This window comes from Starkeya sp. ORNL1, from assembly GCF_012971745.1.
Lineage (GTDB): Bacteria > Pseudomonadota > Alphaproteobacteria > Rhizobiales > Xanthobacteraceae > Ancylobacter.
In genome coordinates this window covers 1,895,945-1,909,437 of the sequence record NZ_CP048834.1, presented here as the reverse complement: position 1 = coordinate 1,909,437, position 13,493 = coordinate 1,895,945, and the positions used below count along the sequence as shown (strand labels likewise).

Below are 13,493 nucleotides of genomic sequence, written 5' to 3'. Positions count from 1 at the left end.
CATGGACTAGCAGGCAATGTGGTTCTTGGAGCTACCAGGCTGAGCCAAGGCGCGACACGATCGGGTCCTTACTTCCCAGATGTAAGGAGACGTCATGAGCACGCACATCGAATACGCCGACAGCGCGCCTGAATGGAGCCTTCACGAGAAGCCGATCAAGCACGGCAGGCAGCGAAAGCGCACCCGCTCCGATCGCATGGAAGCGCGCCTTCCGGAAAGACGTTCAATCAAATCCCGCTTCGCCAGGACGGTGCCTTTGGCCGTTCTGTTGCTTGCCGGGAGTTGGACCATGGCATTGGCCGATACCAGCGACGTCAAGGGTCCGGCCCCGGTGATCATCGCCAAGTCGGGCGAGCACTGCAAAGACGATCCGAACTGCTTCAACCGTATTCACTACGCGATCAAGCCGGTCGCCCATGTGATGCCCGGGCAGCAATTCGTGCTCGAGACCCGCGACGGGCTCGATTCCGATCTGGACTTCAATTCGACGCCCGCGGATGTGGCGGCCGTCAATCTCAACCGCTGCCATCCGCTGACCGGACCCGTCCATATCGAGGGGGCAAAGCGCGGGGACGCGATTGCGGTTACCGTGGTGGACATAGCTCCCGATGAATTCGGCACCACCACGATCGTGCCGGGCTTCGGCTTCCTGCGCGATGTGTTTCCCGATCCGTACATCGTCCATTGGGAGCTCAACGGCCTCGAAGCGCGCTCGAAGGACATGCCGGGTATCGCGGTTCCCAAGAATGCGTTCATGGGCACGGTCGGCGTACTGCCGGACAAGCCGGAACTCGACAAGTGGCTGAAGCGGGAGAAGGCGCTGGCCGAGGCGGGTGGTGCGGTGCTGCTGCCCCAGCCGGTCGACGCGCTGCCGACGGATATTTGCGGCGTCGATGGGACGGCGAAGGACGAATGCGTGCGGACCGTTCCGCCGCGCGAGAACGGCGGCAATGTCGACGCCAAGGAGACCGTGGTCGGCACCACGCTGCTGTTCCCTTGCTTCATCGACGGCTGCGGGCTGTTCGCCGGCGATGTCCACTTCGCCATGGGCGGCGGCGAGGTGGCCGGCACGGCCATCGAGATGGGCGCCAGGGTGACGCTGCAGGCCAAGGTCCTTCCGGGCGGTGCGTCGCGGCTTTCGACCATGCACTTCGAGGGCGGCGCCCAGCTCAAGTCACTCGCGCCGTCGAGTTTCTACGCGATCACTGGGCTTCCGCTGAAGTCCGTGGGCGAATTGCCGGTGTTCTCCACCTACCTTGGTGGCCAGAAGATCGCTCCGCTTGAAAACCTCTCGGAGGACCTCACGCTGGCAGCGCGAAACGCCACGCTCAGCATGATCGACTTCCTGGTCAAGACCAGGGGGCTGACCCGCGAGCAGGCCTACGTTCTGGTCAGCGTGGCCGTCGACCTCAACATCTCGCAGGTCGTCGATGTGCCGAATGTGGGCGTCACGGCGATCCTCAATCGCGACGTGTTCAAGGAGGAATGAGACATGGACCGGCGCGAGTTGCTGACATTGGGCGTGGGCGCGGCGGCCTTCGTCCTCGCCGGCCACGGTCCGGCTGTCGCCGATCTGGAACCGGACGCCATGTGGTCGATCTATCGGCGCTACCGCCTGCTGATCGTCGGCCAGCGCGATGACGAGACGTCCGGCGCGCTGGCCGGCGCGGCGGTCGATGTGCTGGCGCGCTTTCTCCCCGCTTCGCGCGCCCGGATGGCGCGCGCGGCGGACGCCCGGCGTGTCGGTGTCCTCATTGGCACGGGACAACAGGACGTCGCGATCATGGCGACGGAGAACGCGGAGGCGCTGTTTCTTGCGAGGCCGCCCTTCGACGATATCCGCAACGTGCCGTTGAGGGGGCTTGTCTCGTTCGGGAGCCACGCTCTGGTGTGCCGGCAGGATTTCACGGACCGCCACGGCTACCTGCTGGCGCAGACGCTGACTGCGCACAATGACGCGCTGCCCGCATTTGCCGGCTCGCCGCAAGGACGTGTCCCGGCACACCGGGGATCGCACGCCTTCTTCGCCGGCGAGGCGATGCCCGATGGCTGACAGCGCGGATGCAGGACGCGCATCCGGCCACTTCAATCCGCCTGCGCCGTCGATCCGGACCATCGTGGTATAGTCAGTTCCGCGCCATCCGCGGAGCTGACTAGACCATGGCCATCACCAAGCCCGGTAGTATCGCGCCGCTGGATCCGACGGCGGCCACGCCGTTCTATCGGCAGATCTATGATCGGGTTCGCGGCGCCATTGCCAGCGGGGTGCTGAAGCCGGGCGACCGGATACCTTCGGCGCGGGCGCTGACCCAGGAACTGGGTCTGGCGCGGGGCACCATCGAGGCCGCCTATTCCTTGCTGGCGGCCGAGGGCTACATCCAGTCCCGCGGCCAGGCCGGGACCATCGTGACGCCGGACCTCAAGCCGCAAGCGCCGGCTCCGGACCCGGCGCCGCGATCCGCGCGCGCCATCGCCCCGGTCAGTTTTCGCCCGGATTCGATCCTGCCATTCCAGATGGGGCTGCCCGCGCTTGATGCGTTTCCGCGCAAGATCTGGGCGCGGCTCGGCGCGCGGTGCGTGCGCGCCATGCAGCCGGCCGACATGGTGCATCCCAGCGTGTATGGCCTGCCGCCGCTGCGTTCCGAGATCGCCGCCTATCTCCAGGTTTCGCGGGGCATCAACTGCTCGCCATCACAGATATTCGTGACCTCCGGATACCGGACCACCATCGAATTGATTGCCCATGCCCTGCTGCAGGCCGGGGATCGGGTCTGGCTTGAAACTCCCGGCTACCCGCCGACGCGGGAGATATTCGGGCATATGCGTATTGCGACCGTCCCGGTGCCGGTCGATCGCCATGGCATGGTGGTTTCCGAGGGGATCAAGCTGGCGCCGCGGGCGAGCGCGGCGGTGGTGACCCCGGCGCACCAGAGCCCCTTGTGCGTCTCGCTGTCCTTGCCCCGACGCATGACGCTGCTGGACTGGGCCGCGCGCAACAATGCGTGGATCATCGAGGACGATTATGACGGCGAGTACCGCTATGTCAGCCGTCCCCTGCCTGCGTTGAAGAGCCTCGATCGCGAGGGCCGTGTGCTCTATGCGGGCACCTTCAGCAAGGTGCTGTTTCCAGGCCTGCGGCTTGCTTATCTCGTCGTCCCGGAAGCGCAGGTCGAGCGGTTCGAAGAGGTCGGCGATACCTTTGCCGGCGGCAGCCCCGAGCTTACGCAGGCCATTGTCACCGCCTTCATAAGGGAGGGGCACTTTGCGCGTCATATCCAGCGGATGCGCAAGCTCTATGGCGAGCGTCGGGACGCGACGGCAGCGGGCCTGGAGAGCGTGCTGAAGCAGCATGTGCGCATCGATGCCCAGCCGGGCGGGATGCATCTGATCCTGCGGCTGCAGGGCAAACAGTCGGATCGCCGGCTGGTGGCGCGCATGCGCGAAGCGGGCCTTTACGCGGAAGCGTTGACGGACTGGACCACGGAAGGCGAGGGGGCTTCCGCCTTGCTGGTCAATTTCACCAATGTCGATTCCCAAGGCACCGCCGAGAAGCTCGGCAAGCGCATGCTGAAGCTGATGTGACGGCGGCCGCGCGTCCCGGGTCATCATGGCCTAGCACGGATGGTGCATCTTGGACCTTCCGAGGTGAGCCATGATACGACACGATCGGGTCCTCAGATGGAAACATTAGGACTCGTCATGACCAGTCGTATCGACTACGCGAAGGCATCTCCTGAAGGCTACAAGGCATTCGGCGGCGTGTATGTCGCCGTTCAGAGAAGTGGCCTGCCGAAGGAGCTTGTCGATCTCGTGTATCTGCGGGTGTCGCAGATCAATGGCTGTGCGTTCTGCATCGACATGCATTCGCGCGACCTGCTCAAATCCGGTCTGACGGCAGAAAAGCTCGTGCTTGTGCCGGTGTGGCGCGATGCGGGTGCCATGTTCAGCGCTCGCGAACGCGTCGCCCTCGCCTGGGCGGAGACCGTGACACGGGTATCCGAAACAGGCGTTCCCGATGCCGATTATGAGGCCGCCGCGGCCGAGTTCTGCGACAAGGAACTCGCCGATCTCACCTATGCGATCAGCCTGATGAACGCCTTCAATCGCTTCGGCGTTTCGTTCCGCTCGACCCCGGCCGCGATTGCCAAGGCCTAGCAATCCGCTGGGCGCGTGCTCCGCGCACTCTCGTCAATCCACGCCCGGCCGTAGCGCCGGGCAATCAACGAACGGATCCGTGGTCATGGCATGGGCACTGCTCGGCATTGCCGGCATTCTCGAAATCGCATTCGCCTACAGCATGAAGTCGTCGGAAGGTTTCACGCGGTTGACTCCTGCGTTGTTTACTGTGGCCACCGGAGTATCGAGTGTCGTTCTTCTCTCGCTGTCGCTCCGCACGCTCCCGGTTGGGACCGGCTATGCGGTGTGGACCGGCATCGGCGCGGCCGGCACCGCGATCCTGGGAGTGGCGATGCTCGGCGACCCGGCTTCGCCGATGAGGCTGCTCTGCATCGCTCTCATCCTGGCCGGCGTCATCGGGCTCAAGCTGGTCTCGGCAAGCTGAGCAAATGCGAGACCATGGATCAGCTCCTACCGACCTGCGCACGCTGGCGGCGATGCTGAATGCCAGGGAGGAGGATTTCGAGTCGACGGAATGAGCGGGGTGGGGGCGCACGCACGCGGCTTGTTCCGCATCGAAGGCATCGGAGCGGAGCGAGTGACAGAAGCTGACATCGGTCCGCTGTCCTGCTGGTCACGTCGCTTCGTCGTGGGCCTTTTCGACTTTACCCAATGTCGGCGCGGGCTCGTGCGTCGTCGCTACCCGTGACGCCTGCTCCGACGGCGCCCGGCTTGGTGCCGAAACGCAGGCGGAATCTGCGCGCAAAATACGTGTAGTCACGAAAGCCGCAGGCATAGGCAATATCGCTGAGAGGCTGACCTGTCTTCATCGACGCGCGGCGTTCGATCAGATGCGCCGCGTGATCCAGACGGAGCGAGGATATATAGTCACCACATGTCGAGCCGCGGATAGTGAACAGCTTCTGCAAATAGCGCAGTGAAATTCCCATCTCCGTGGCCACCTCGCACGGAGACATATCCGGATCGGCAAAGCGTTCCTTGATGACGCCGCAGACACGCGCGAACAGCTTGTCGGTGTGGTGTGAGCCAAGCGGGACGGGCAGTGCAAACAGCGCGCCGACGAGATCATAGACCGCCAGGCGCATGAATTCATCGGCCGATGCGAGCGCGGGTTCCGCATTGCTGACGGGGTCGAGAGCGAGTTGACTGAGCAGACGTGCCGCTTGCGCCTGCCGACGACCGCACGCGCCACCTTGCGGCTCGAAGCCGAGATGCGACACCAGGTTCTGGCGCGGCAATTGCAAACTGAGCCATTGCGCGTGCCGGTGTTGGGCCGCCGGGACGAATGTCACGGGTCTTGTGGAATCGAGCAGGACGAAATCGCCAGCGGCCGTGTTTATGACCTGGCGGTTGTGAATGATTGTCGATTCACCCGTAGCCTGAACCGTGACGTAATAGTACTCCATGTCATCGCGGCGAATGTCCAGTTCCGTCCGCTCAACGCGGGCAGTGTTGCAGGTGAGATCCGTTGCAACGAATCCGCAGACGCGCCGCGTGCGCACCTTGCCGGTGGCTTCGCGAGTTGGGCTAAACCATCCCCAATCCCCGCGCAGAGCAGCCCGGAAAGCGTCGTAATCCAATTCTGGAGCGCTGAGAAAATCGTCGTTCGGGTCCACCATCGAATCCACCGGGCAATGATCGTGCAAGCCTGATCGTATGGTTTGTAACGGCCTGCGCCGAAGCCACGGGCAGACGCCGATGAATCTAGGGCGGCCCGAGATGGGTCCCGCTCAACTCCGCGTCACGGCAAATCACATCGCCGAGATCGTGTCGGCGCCGCGGCGCGCCCGGCGGTGCGCGTTAGTCCGGAAGTCTGGGCGCGATTGTCTCACGACACCTCGGGTCCCAGCCGCCTAGAGTCCGATCCTGGCAGTCACGCTTTGCACGATCGGAGACGAAGAACGGAGGTTTCCAGGCACTGTCGATCCGGGGGGCTGGATAATCACTGCAACCCACAGGAGATCGCTATGTTGATCCGCAGCATGGTTGTTGCCGCAGTATTTGCCCTGGTCTCTCCAGAGGCCGCCCACGCCGATGGCCCGCGTCCGATTGATGCCATGAGCATCGACCTCGGCGACGTGTCCGGTATCGCCTACTACACCGTCGAGCGCGACGGATTCCACGTCGTCGCGACCTTTGCGCAGGGCGTCGCGGCAACGCCGATCCGTATCGTGTCTGTTCTTGCACCGGGTCAGAGTGTGGCTTTCTCGGCGGCGAACCAGGCAGGTGCGTTCGAAATCAGCCGGAACGGCGACAGCGTGCTCGTCCGCAAGGTGAAATCGGTCTCGAACTAATATCCGGCCAATAGGCGCCTTCTCACCGATGAGGCGGCGATGACTGCCATGCGCGGAACTCCCCAGGATTTGACAGGGGTTGCGACGCTTGCGGTCTTGCCGCTTGAAACCTGAAACGCCGCAAGAGATGCGCAGCGAGCCACCGATGCCGGCTTTTGACCCGAAGCAGGTCGCCCGGAGATCCTCAATTCAGGCTCAAGCAGACGTCCTTCAGGCCGCCGTCACTTGCAGCCCGCGCTGCACCTGCGGACGTGCGAGACCGCGATCGAGCCACGCCTGCACATGAAGAAAGCGGTCGAAACCGACGAGCTCGCGCGCTTCGTAAAAGCCGATCAGGTTGCGCACCCAGCCGAGCAGCGAAATATCGGCGACGCTGTAGTCAGCGCCCATCACCCAGTCGCGGCCCGCGAGCCGCCCGTCGAGGACACCGAGCAGCCGCGCTGACTCGGTTGCGTAGCGGTCGCGCGGGCGCTTGTCCTCATAGGCCTTGCCGGCGAATTTGTTGAAGAAGCCGACCTGACCGAACATCGGGCCGACACCGCCCATCTGCCACATCACCCACTGGATCGTTTCGTAGCGGGTGTTCGGATCGGTCGAGATAAACTGGCCCGTCTTGTCGGCAAGATAGAGGAGGATCGCGCCCGACTCGAACAGCGCGAGCGGCGTGCCGCTCGGCCCGTCGGGGTCGTAGATTGCGGGAATCTTGCCGTTGGGGTTGAGCGCGAGAAACGCCGGGTCGTGGCTTTCGTTCGCCATGATGTCGATCCGGTGCGGCTCGTAGGCGAGGCCCGTTTCCTCAAGCATGATGCCGACCTTCACGCCATTGGGCGTCGGGGCGGAAAAGAGTTGCAGCCGATCGGGGTACTGCGCCGGCCAGCGCGTGAATATCGGATGATCGACCGTCACTGTTCTTCCTCTTGAACTTGTCGGCAGATACGAAAGCCCAGACGCGTTCCCAAGTGTCCTTCCTGGGTGCGTCCGGGCTTCGGTGGTACGTTCGCATCACATCAAACCTCCCACTCGGAGAGGGTTGATGCGACCGGGCAGAGTTCAGATCGAGCCAGCCGGCGTAACGGCGGGGAAGTCATTCTCGGGATCGAATACGTTATTGAAAAAGTTCGTCAAGGAATACATCGCCACCAGAGTGACGATCTCCATGATGTTCGCATCCGTGTAGCCGGCGTCGCGAACGGCTTTCAGATCGGCGTCACTGACCTTGCCGCGGGTCTCGATGACTTCGCGCGCAAACTGGACGGCGGCATTGCGCTTCGGGTCGCTGGCATGGCCCTTCCGGGCGAGAATGATTTCATCAGCCCGCAGCCTGGCCATATGCTCGGCCGTAAAGCTGTGCACCATCAGACAGTAATTGCATTCATTCACTTCGGAGACAGCGAGGCCGATGCTGTCACGCGTCTTCGCGTCGAGCGCCTTGCTCATGGAGCCGCGCAGTGTGGCCCACGAGTTGAATGCGATCGGGCTTAGCGCGAAGGTCGCCAGCATATTGGGGGTGAACCCGATATTCCTGGTGAACGTATCGAGAGTCGGTTTCGACTCGGCCGGCACCTGTTCCGGCTTCAGAGCTGCACTTCTTGGCACCATGGTCTCCGCAATTTACCGGCTTTACTGAAAATCACACCAGTTCCAGCACATCGGCCACGGGCAGGCGTGGCTTCTGCGCCCAGTTTCCCGGACGCTCCGGCCCCACGGACAACAGCATGACCGGCACTTCGTCCTCGGCCAGTGCGAACTCGCGGTGCACCGCTTCGGCATCGAAACCGATCATCGGCGTCGAACCCAGGCCTAGCGAGCGGGCCGCATAGATCATCGCCGCCGCGCCGAAGGTGCCGGTGCGTACGGCCTCGTCCCGCTGGCGCTGCGGGTACTCCATATACAGATCGCGTGCGGGGATTTCCCATTCCGGCACCATCCTGGCCGGCATGATGCCCGCTTCCACCAGCGGTGCCAGGCGCCCCGGTATGACGCTGGTATCGACCAACTGGCCGCAGACGATAAAGGTAACCGCCGCTTCGGTGATCGCGGGCTGATTCCAGGCGATCGGACGTAGCCGAGCCTTGGCTTCAGGCGTGCGTACGGCGATGAAGCGCCAGTTCTGCAAGTGGAAGGATGTCGGCGCTGTGGTGCCAATTCGCACCAGCTCGCGGATCTGGTCGTCGCTCAAGGTCGCGGCAGGGTCATAGTATTTGGCGGCACTGCGGCTCAGGATACATTCGATGACGGCGTTGGTCATGGTCATTCCATTGGTCATGGCTAGTTCTACGGATGAATGGACAGGTTGAGCTACGAGAGTGCTTTCGCTCTCGTTGCTGGAAATGCTGCAGGGATGGAGCCCGTCCGACATCTCATGCCGGGGCCATGGGCAGTTTCCGGGGTTGCCTCCGGCGCGCCCGACAGCACGCGGCCGGCCGCGCGCATCGACAGGCGCGTGGCGGTCACGGATGGACGCGGATGATCGTCTTCCCCGAGCGTCGCTCGGTCGGGTTGAAGGCGGAGACGGCATCGTCGAGTGTCGCGATGTTGCCGATATTCGTGCGCAACCGCCCGTCCCGCACGCGCTGGACGATCTCGCTCAGTTGGGCACGATTGGACTCGACAACGAAGTCGACCGCCAGGCCGTCGGCGGGCCGCACCTCGCTCGGCCCGACGACGGACACCAGTGTTCCTCCGGCTCGAACCAGGTGCGCGGACCGCTTCCCGATGTCGCCGCCGATGACATCGAACACCAGATCGATTGCGCCGACGTCTTCGAGGATGTCGTTGTCGAGGTCGACAAACTCCTGCGCACCGAAGTCGAGCGCCTTCTGGCGGTCAGCGGCGCGTCCGGTGCCGATGACGTGGGCGCCGGCCAATCGTGCGAGTTGCGTCACCATCGACCCGACCGCGCCGGCCGCGCCGTGCGCGAGGACGCTCTGTCCTGCCTGGAGGCGAGCGTGCTCGAACAATCCCTGCCACGCCGTCAGGCCCGAGATCGGCAGGCTCGCGCCCACCGTGAAATCGACATCGCCCGGCAGCGGCGCGAGGTTGCGCGCCTCCACGGCCGCGTACTCCGCCAGGGTACCGTCGCGAGTCCAGTCCGTGAGGCCGAACACCCGCTGTCCCACTGACAGCCCCGTCGTGCCATAGCCGAGGACGGTGACCACTCCGGCCAGCTCATGCCCGGGGATCGACGGTGTCCGGTTACGGTCGAGGCGATCGGTCCAGGTCGAGGGCCACGTCAACTCAGTCCCGACGAATCCCGATGCATAGACCCGAACGACGACGTCGTTTATTGCCGCCTGCGGCTCGGGCCGCTCCACCAGCTTCATCCCGGCCATTCCCGCGGCCTGGTCCGTCACAACGATTGCCTTCATCGTCCATCTGCCTGTGTGTGGTAGGTCGTCATCTTCCGATTTCCTTTGCGGACGAGCGAAAATGGGAAGATGGAACTCGACGGGTCCGAACTATTCCTGTCACTACTGAGCACGCGTGATGGCGATGCGGCATCAGCGGCGCCCAGAGGGGCTATACCCAAAGCCATGTTGCCACTGGTGCCGGCGCGATGAAACCCGCGTTGGGCGTCGCTGGACGAGCGGACACGCATTCCGGAATTCAGAGCCGGGCAGGGTCAAGCGCCCTTGTCAGCCTCAGCGTTCTTCAAGCTCTGCCGGTACTCGCTAGGATCAATGTCGTAGGCTTTGCGGAATGCCCGCACGAAGCTTGAGCGGCTCTCATATCCCGCGTTATGAGCTACAACATCGACGGGCGTCGTCGTCGTCGTTAGCTCAAGCGCGGCCTGCCGCATCCTGAGGTCGCGAAGGACGGCCATGGGAGACCGGCCAAAGATTTCGGAAAAGCGGGCCATGAAGGCCGAACGGCTCAAGCTTGCGCTGCAGGCCAGACTCTGGATCGTGTGTGCAGCGCCGGGGCGGGCGACCATGTCGGCGAACGCGCGCGTGATCTGGCGGTCGGCAAGGATGGAGAAGCGGTCGGTCCAGCTCTGCGAAGATTTCAGCGAGCGCCGCGCCAATGCAATGATGACCTGTTTCAGAAGTGAGGCCGTCATCGCTCCCACGCCGACCTCTTGAGACAGGAGCTCATTCATGACCTCGCGGAGCTTGCCATCAATCTTGTCCGACGGTTCGAATTGCTCGATGACCGGTTCGCGCAGGTCGCGAAACAGACCAACCGACTGACCGAAGGACGCGTTGAAGAAGCCGCAAATCTGTACGACCTCGGGCATTTCGTTCGGAACGGCGATACGCAAGAGACCTTCTTCGTTGCGCTTCCAACAATCGCGGCTGATCAGGCGGGTAGCGCCGTCGGCGCCGTCGACCTCGATCGAAAAGGGCGTATTCGGGGGAACGATGATGAGCAGGTGAGGCGTCAACTGCATGTTCGGGCCGCGATTGATCGATATCCGCCCGGAACCCTTGAGGTTGTAGTGGATCGCGGGCGCATCGATCGTTCCCATCTCGACCCGGTGGCCGTGCGGAACGAGGATTTCCGTCAACGCCACGACGTCGATCTCAAGTGCCTGCATGAGGGTGTTGAGGTCGGTAGTGGAGAGCTTCGAGGCAGAGGCGGAGATCATCGAACCGGTCCACTCCCCCTGTCCGCCGCCCGCGATATGGCTGTGTTTTGCATGGCAACCTGCGTACAGGATCAAGTTGTGAATCCGCTAGGCGCGGAAAGTCCTTTGAGCGTGCCCTGAAGTCCGGTTCAAGGATAAAGGCACGAGGCAATGCAGGCCACCCTGAGCACGTTGGGTCGGTCATGCTGCCATCGACGAGCCGTCGATACAGGCACCACGCGCAACGCTCATCACCGTGCGAATCCGACGAATGCGTCCCTCCGAGAAAAACGCGACGACTTTCCTAGGGTAATCGGTGCGCTCGCAAACATTGTTCACCGCGAGGCACCATGGCCGGGCTTGTTCAGGACCGCACCGTCTTTGCCGGACTGCCCACCGCGTCGTGGGCGTTCGCGGTAAGGATCTGGCTTGCGCTTGTCGCGGCGCTGTACATCAGCTTCTGGCTCGAGCTGGAGGCGCCCACCAGTGCCGCCCTGACGGTCGCCATACTGGCGCTGCCCACGCGCGGCCAGGGTCTCGAAAAGGCGGGTGTTCGGGTTGCCGCGACCGTCATCGGCGTGACGGCTTCGATCGCGATCTTCGGAGCCTTCAGCCAGACGGATGGACTGCTGCTCGCGGTGCTTGCGGCATGGATCGGCCTCTGCGTCTTCGCGGCCGGGCTGCTCGACGGCAATCGCGCCTACGCGGCGGCGCTGGGTGTCATCACCATTTCGCTGATCGCGATTCAAAAGATCGACAGCCCGCAGGACATATTCGAGGCCGGCCTTGCCCGCGGTGCCGCCATTGCCGTCGGTATCCTTGCAGTAACGCTCGTCAATGATCTGTTGGCGGCGCCCGATTATCATCCGAAAATAGCGAGCGATCTCGCGGGCCTGCATCGGCGTGCCATCGCCTATGCGCAAAGTGTGCTTCGCGGCGAGACGGTGCCGCCCGCGACATCGGCCGGGCTCCTGCGCGCGATCACCAGCCTGCGGTCCGAAGTAAGCGCCCTGAGCGCGGAATCGAGCAGCGGCCCCGCCCGAAGTGCGGCTGCGCGAAACGCATTGGTGGACCTGGTTGGCGTCGTTTCCGTCGCCCGCGAGCTGGAAGCGCTGCCGGTCGCAGCAACTGCGCCGCTCGCCGGGCAGATCGCCTCCAGCCTCGATGGCGAGAGCGCCGCCGCCTTGCCGCCGGTCTCGCGAGGCGATGACCCCGACAGCGGCTTGATCGCGCTGAGCTTCGCCTGGTTGGCCGGAACGCTGGTCGAGCGCAGCAGGCAGGTGCGCGACGATCTCGGGCGACTGCGTGATGGCAGATTCCCCTCGAGGCCATGGAAGGCTCCGCTTTACCGGTCCTATCGCGTCGCGGTCGAGAACGGCGTGCGGGCCGGTCTCTGCTTCGCCCTTGCGGCGGTATTCTTCATGGTTACAGGCTGGCCGACGACGGAGATCTCGCTCTCGCTTGTGGCGATACTCATCGGCCTCGGCGCGACGGCCCCCGATGCGCGCGCCTTCACGACGCTGGCCGTCATCGCCGTACCGTTCGCCTGCCTGATCGCCGGCGTCCTGGAGTTTGTCATCCTCGACGGCGCCGATGCCTTCCCGCTGCTGGCCATCGCCCTGGCGCCGGCCGTGATCGGCCCGGCGCTGCTCATGACGGCAACCAAGCCGGCCGTTGCCGGGATGGGGCGGCTCTTCCTCATCTTCGGCGTGGCGATCCTCGCGCCGACCAACCCGCAGAGCTACAATCCGCAAACATTTGTCTTCACGGTGCTTTTTCTCTGCCTCGCGACCCTGCTGCTGTTCGCGATCCAGATCCTGGTGCCCCCACTGTCCGGTGAAGACCGGCTGCGGCGGCTGCTGGCGGGCGCACGACACCAGGCAACAGCGCCCGAGCCTTTTACCCAGCGCACCCTTGCGCCCGAAGAGGCGACGTTCCGCGACGCCGGCCGGATCGGCCAGATCGTGGCGGCCGGAGCTGCGGTCCCGGCAAAGATGCAGTGTCTCGACGAGGCCATGGCCTGCTTCGACCATACGGTGGCAGTGCGTGCCTGTGCCGCGGCGCTGGACGGGCCGTCCGCGTACGCTGCTGCAGCAGTCGGCGATGCCGGGCGCAAGGCGCTCACGCGCCGGGACGCCACCGGCCTGCTGGACGTAGCCCGGAGCCTCTATCCGGCCGCGCTCGCCGGCGATCCCAAGGCGACCGAGCTATGCGCGCGCCTGACCTTGGCAAGCCGCGCCATCGCTGCCTCGCCGTCTGCAATCTTCAATCGGGAGATGACGTGATGCCGATGTTCCACGAGCTGGTGATCGGCGGCGTTCTTGTCGCTCCGATCGTTTCCTACGCAGTCGCCGCGCTTCTGATCATTTTTCTGCTTCGACCTCTGCTTCATGCGGCGGGCATATCGCGGATGTTCAGCCATCCGACAGTCGCTGAGCTTGGCCTGTACGTGACGATCTTCGGCTTGATCACCCTCTATTCCTAGGGAGTTGGAA

14 protein-coding genes are annotated in these 13,493 nt (G+C 64.0%); 8 read left to right on the top strand and 6 right to left on the bottom strand.

Annotation, left to right across the window (positions count from 1 at the left end; translation table 11 throughout):
• Positions 1–289 precede the first annotated feature (289 nt).
• The 5 genes from G3545_RS09280 to G3545_RS09260 all read left to right on the top strand — a co-directional run bounded on the left by G3545_RS09280 (position 290) and on the right by G3545_RS09260 (position 4,561).
• Positions 290–1,489, top strand: a complete 1,200-nt coding sequence (locus G3545_RS09280; protein ID WP_246702748.1) for an acetamidase/formamidase family protein — start codon at positions 290–292, stop codon at positions 1,487–1,489.
• Between the two features lie 3 nt (positions 1,490–1,492).
• Complete coding sequence (locus tag G3545_RS09275) at positions 1,493–2,053, top strand: hypothetical protein (RefSeq protein ID WP_170011873.1); 561 nt, start codon at positions 1,493–1,495, stop codon at positions 2,051–2,053.
• Positions 2,054–2,160: 107 nt separating this feature from the next.
• On the top strand, positions 2,161–3,582 hold the full coding sequence (locus tag G3545_RS09270; protein WP_170011871.1) for a PLP-dependent aminotransferase family protein: 1,422 nt from the start codon (positions 2,161–2,163) through the stop codon (positions 3,580–3,582).
• Between the two features lie 117 nt (positions 3,583–3,699).
• Positions 3,700–4,155: a carboxymuconolactone decarboxylase family protein gene (locus G3545_RS09265; RefSeq protein ID WP_170017979.1), complete on the top strand. Its 456-nt coding sequence runs from the start codon at positions 3,700–3,702 to the stop codon at positions 4,153–4,155.
• An 85-nt stretch (positions 4,156–4,240) separates the two neighbouring features.
• Positions 4,241–4,561 (top strand): multidrug efflux SMR transporter, encoded by a 321-nt coding sequence (locus G3545_RS09260; RefSeq protein WP_170011869.1) that lies wholly within the window; start codon positions 4,241–4,243, stop codon positions 4,559–4,561.
• A gap of 220 nt (positions 4,562–4,781) precedes the next feature.
• Here G3545_RS09260 and G3545_RS09255 read toward each other — a convergent pair whose 3' ends face one another.
• Complete coding sequence (locus G3545_RS09255; protein WP_170011867.1) at positions 4,782–5,756, bottom strand: helix-turn-helix domain-containing protein; 975 nt, start codon at positions 5,754–5,756, stop codon at positions 4,782–4,784.
• Positions 5,757–6,104: 348 nt separating this feature from the next.
• On the opposite strand from G3545_RS09255, the gene G3545_RS09250 reads away from it, so the two are divergent.
• The gene (locus G3545_RS09250) at positions 6,105–6,431 is read left to right on the top strand and encodes a hypothetical protein (RefSeq protein ID WP_170011865.1); all 327 of its coding nucleotides are present in this window, start codon (positions 6,105–6,107) and stop codon (positions 6,429–6,431) included.
• A gap of 210 nt (positions 6,432–6,641) precedes the next feature.
• Here G3545_RS09250 and G3545_RS09245 read toward each other — a convergent pair whose 3' ends face one another.
• From G3545_RS09245 to G3545_RS09225, 5 genes are all read right to left on the bottom strand, one after another.
• Positions 6,642–7,337 (bottom strand): glutathione S-transferase N-terminal domain-containing protein, encoded by a 696-nt coding sequence (locus G3545_RS09245; RefSeq protein WP_170011863.1) that lies wholly within the window; start codon positions 7,335–7,337, stop codon positions 6,642–6,644.
• A 144-nt stretch (positions 7,338–7,481) separates the two neighbouring features.
• A complete protein-coding gene (locus G3545_RS09240; RefSeq protein WP_170011861.1) occupies positions 7,482–8,027 on the bottom strand; it encodes a carboxymuconolactone decarboxylase family protein in 546 nt (181 codons plus the stop codon).
• 34 nt (positions 8,028–8,061) lie between these two features.
• The gene (locus tag G3545_RS09235) at positions 8,062–8,679 is read right to left on the bottom strand and encodes a nitroreductase family protein (RefSeq protein WP_170011859.1); all 618 of its coding nucleotides are present in this window, start codon (positions 8,677–8,679) and stop codon (positions 8,062–8,064) included.
• A gap of 202 nt (positions 8,680–8,881) precedes the next feature.
• Entirely contained in the window at positions 8,882–9,799 is a 918-nt protein-coding gene (locus G3545_RS09230) for an NADP-dependent oxidoreductase (RefSeq protein WP_170011857.1), read from the bottom strand.
• A 254-nt stretch (positions 9,800–10,053) separates the two neighbouring features.
• The gene (locus tag G3545_RS09225) at positions 10,054–11,094 is read right to left on the bottom strand and encodes a helix-turn-helix transcriptional regulator (RefSeq protein ID WP_246702747.1); all 1,041 of its coding nucleotides are present in this window, start codon (positions 11,092–11,094) and stop codon (positions 10,054–10,056) included.
• 254 nt (positions 11,095–11,348) lie between these two features.
• Here G3545_RS09225 and G3545_RS09220 point away from each other — a divergent pair, with 254 nt between their 5' ends.
• On the top strand, positions 11,349–13,283 hold the full coding sequence (locus G3545_RS09220) for an FUSC family protein (protein ID WP_170011855.1): 1,935 nt from the start codon (positions 11,349–11,351) through the stop codon (positions 13,281–13,283).
• Positions 13,283–13,483 carry a DUF1656 domain-containing protein gene (locus G3545_RS09215; RefSeq protein WP_348644643.1) on the top strand — a complete coding sequence of 67 codons (201 nt, stop codon included), beginning with the start codon at positions 13,283–13,285 and terminating at the stop codon, positions 13,481–13,483. The genes G3545_RS09220 and G3545_RS09215 overlap by 1 nt, the downstream gene beginning before the upstream one ends.
• The last annotated feature ends 10 nt before the right edge of the window (positions 13,484–13,493 follow it).

Excerpts from the sequence above, each read along its gene's own strand:
- G3545_RS09280 (WP_246702748.1), top strand. The coding sequence starts at position 290 with ATGGCATTGGCCGATACCAGCGACGTCAAGGGTCCGGCCCCGGTGATC.
- G3545_RS09275 (WP_170011873.1), top strand. The coding sequence starts at position 1,493 with ATGGACCGGCGCGAGTTGCTGACATTGGGCGTGGGCGCGGCGGCCTTC.
- G3545_RS09270 (WP_170011871.1), top strand. The coding sequence starts at position 2,161 with ATGGCCATCACCAAGCCCGGTAGTATCGCGCCGCTGGATCCGACGGCG.
- G3545_RS09265 (WP_170017979.1), top strand. The coding sequence starts at position 3,700 with ATGACCAGTCGTATCGACTACGCGAAGGCATCTCCTGAAGGCTACAAG.
- G3545_RS09260 (WP_170011869.1), top strand. The coding sequence starts at position 4,241 with ATGGCATGGGCACTGCTCGGCATTGCCGGCATTCTCGAAATCGCATTC.
- G3545_RS09255 (WP_170011867.1), bottom strand. The coding sequence starts at position 5,756 with ATGGTGGACCCGAACGACGATTTTCTCAGCGCTCCAGAATTGGATTAC.
- G3545_RS09250 (WP_170011865.1), top strand. The coding sequence starts at position 6,105 with ATGTTGATCCGCAGCATGGTTGTTGCCGCAGTATTTGCCCTGGTCTCT.
- G3545_RS09235 (WP_170011859.1), bottom strand. The coding sequence starts at position 8,679 with ATGACCAACGCCGTCATCGAATGTATCCTGAGCCGCAGTGCCGCCAAA.
- G3545_RS09230 (WP_170011857.1), bottom strand. The coding sequence starts at position 9,799 with ATGAAGGCAATCGTTGTGACGGACCAGGCCGCGGGAATGGCCGGGATG.
- G3545_RS09220 (WP_170011855.1), top strand. The coding sequence starts at position 11,349 with ATGGCCGGGCTTGTTCAGGACCGCACCGTCTTTGCCGGACTGCCCACC.
- G3545_RS09215 (WP_348644643.1), top strand. The coding sequence starts at position 13,283 with ATGCCGATGTTCCACGAGCTGGTGATCGGCGGCGTTCTTGTCGCTCCG.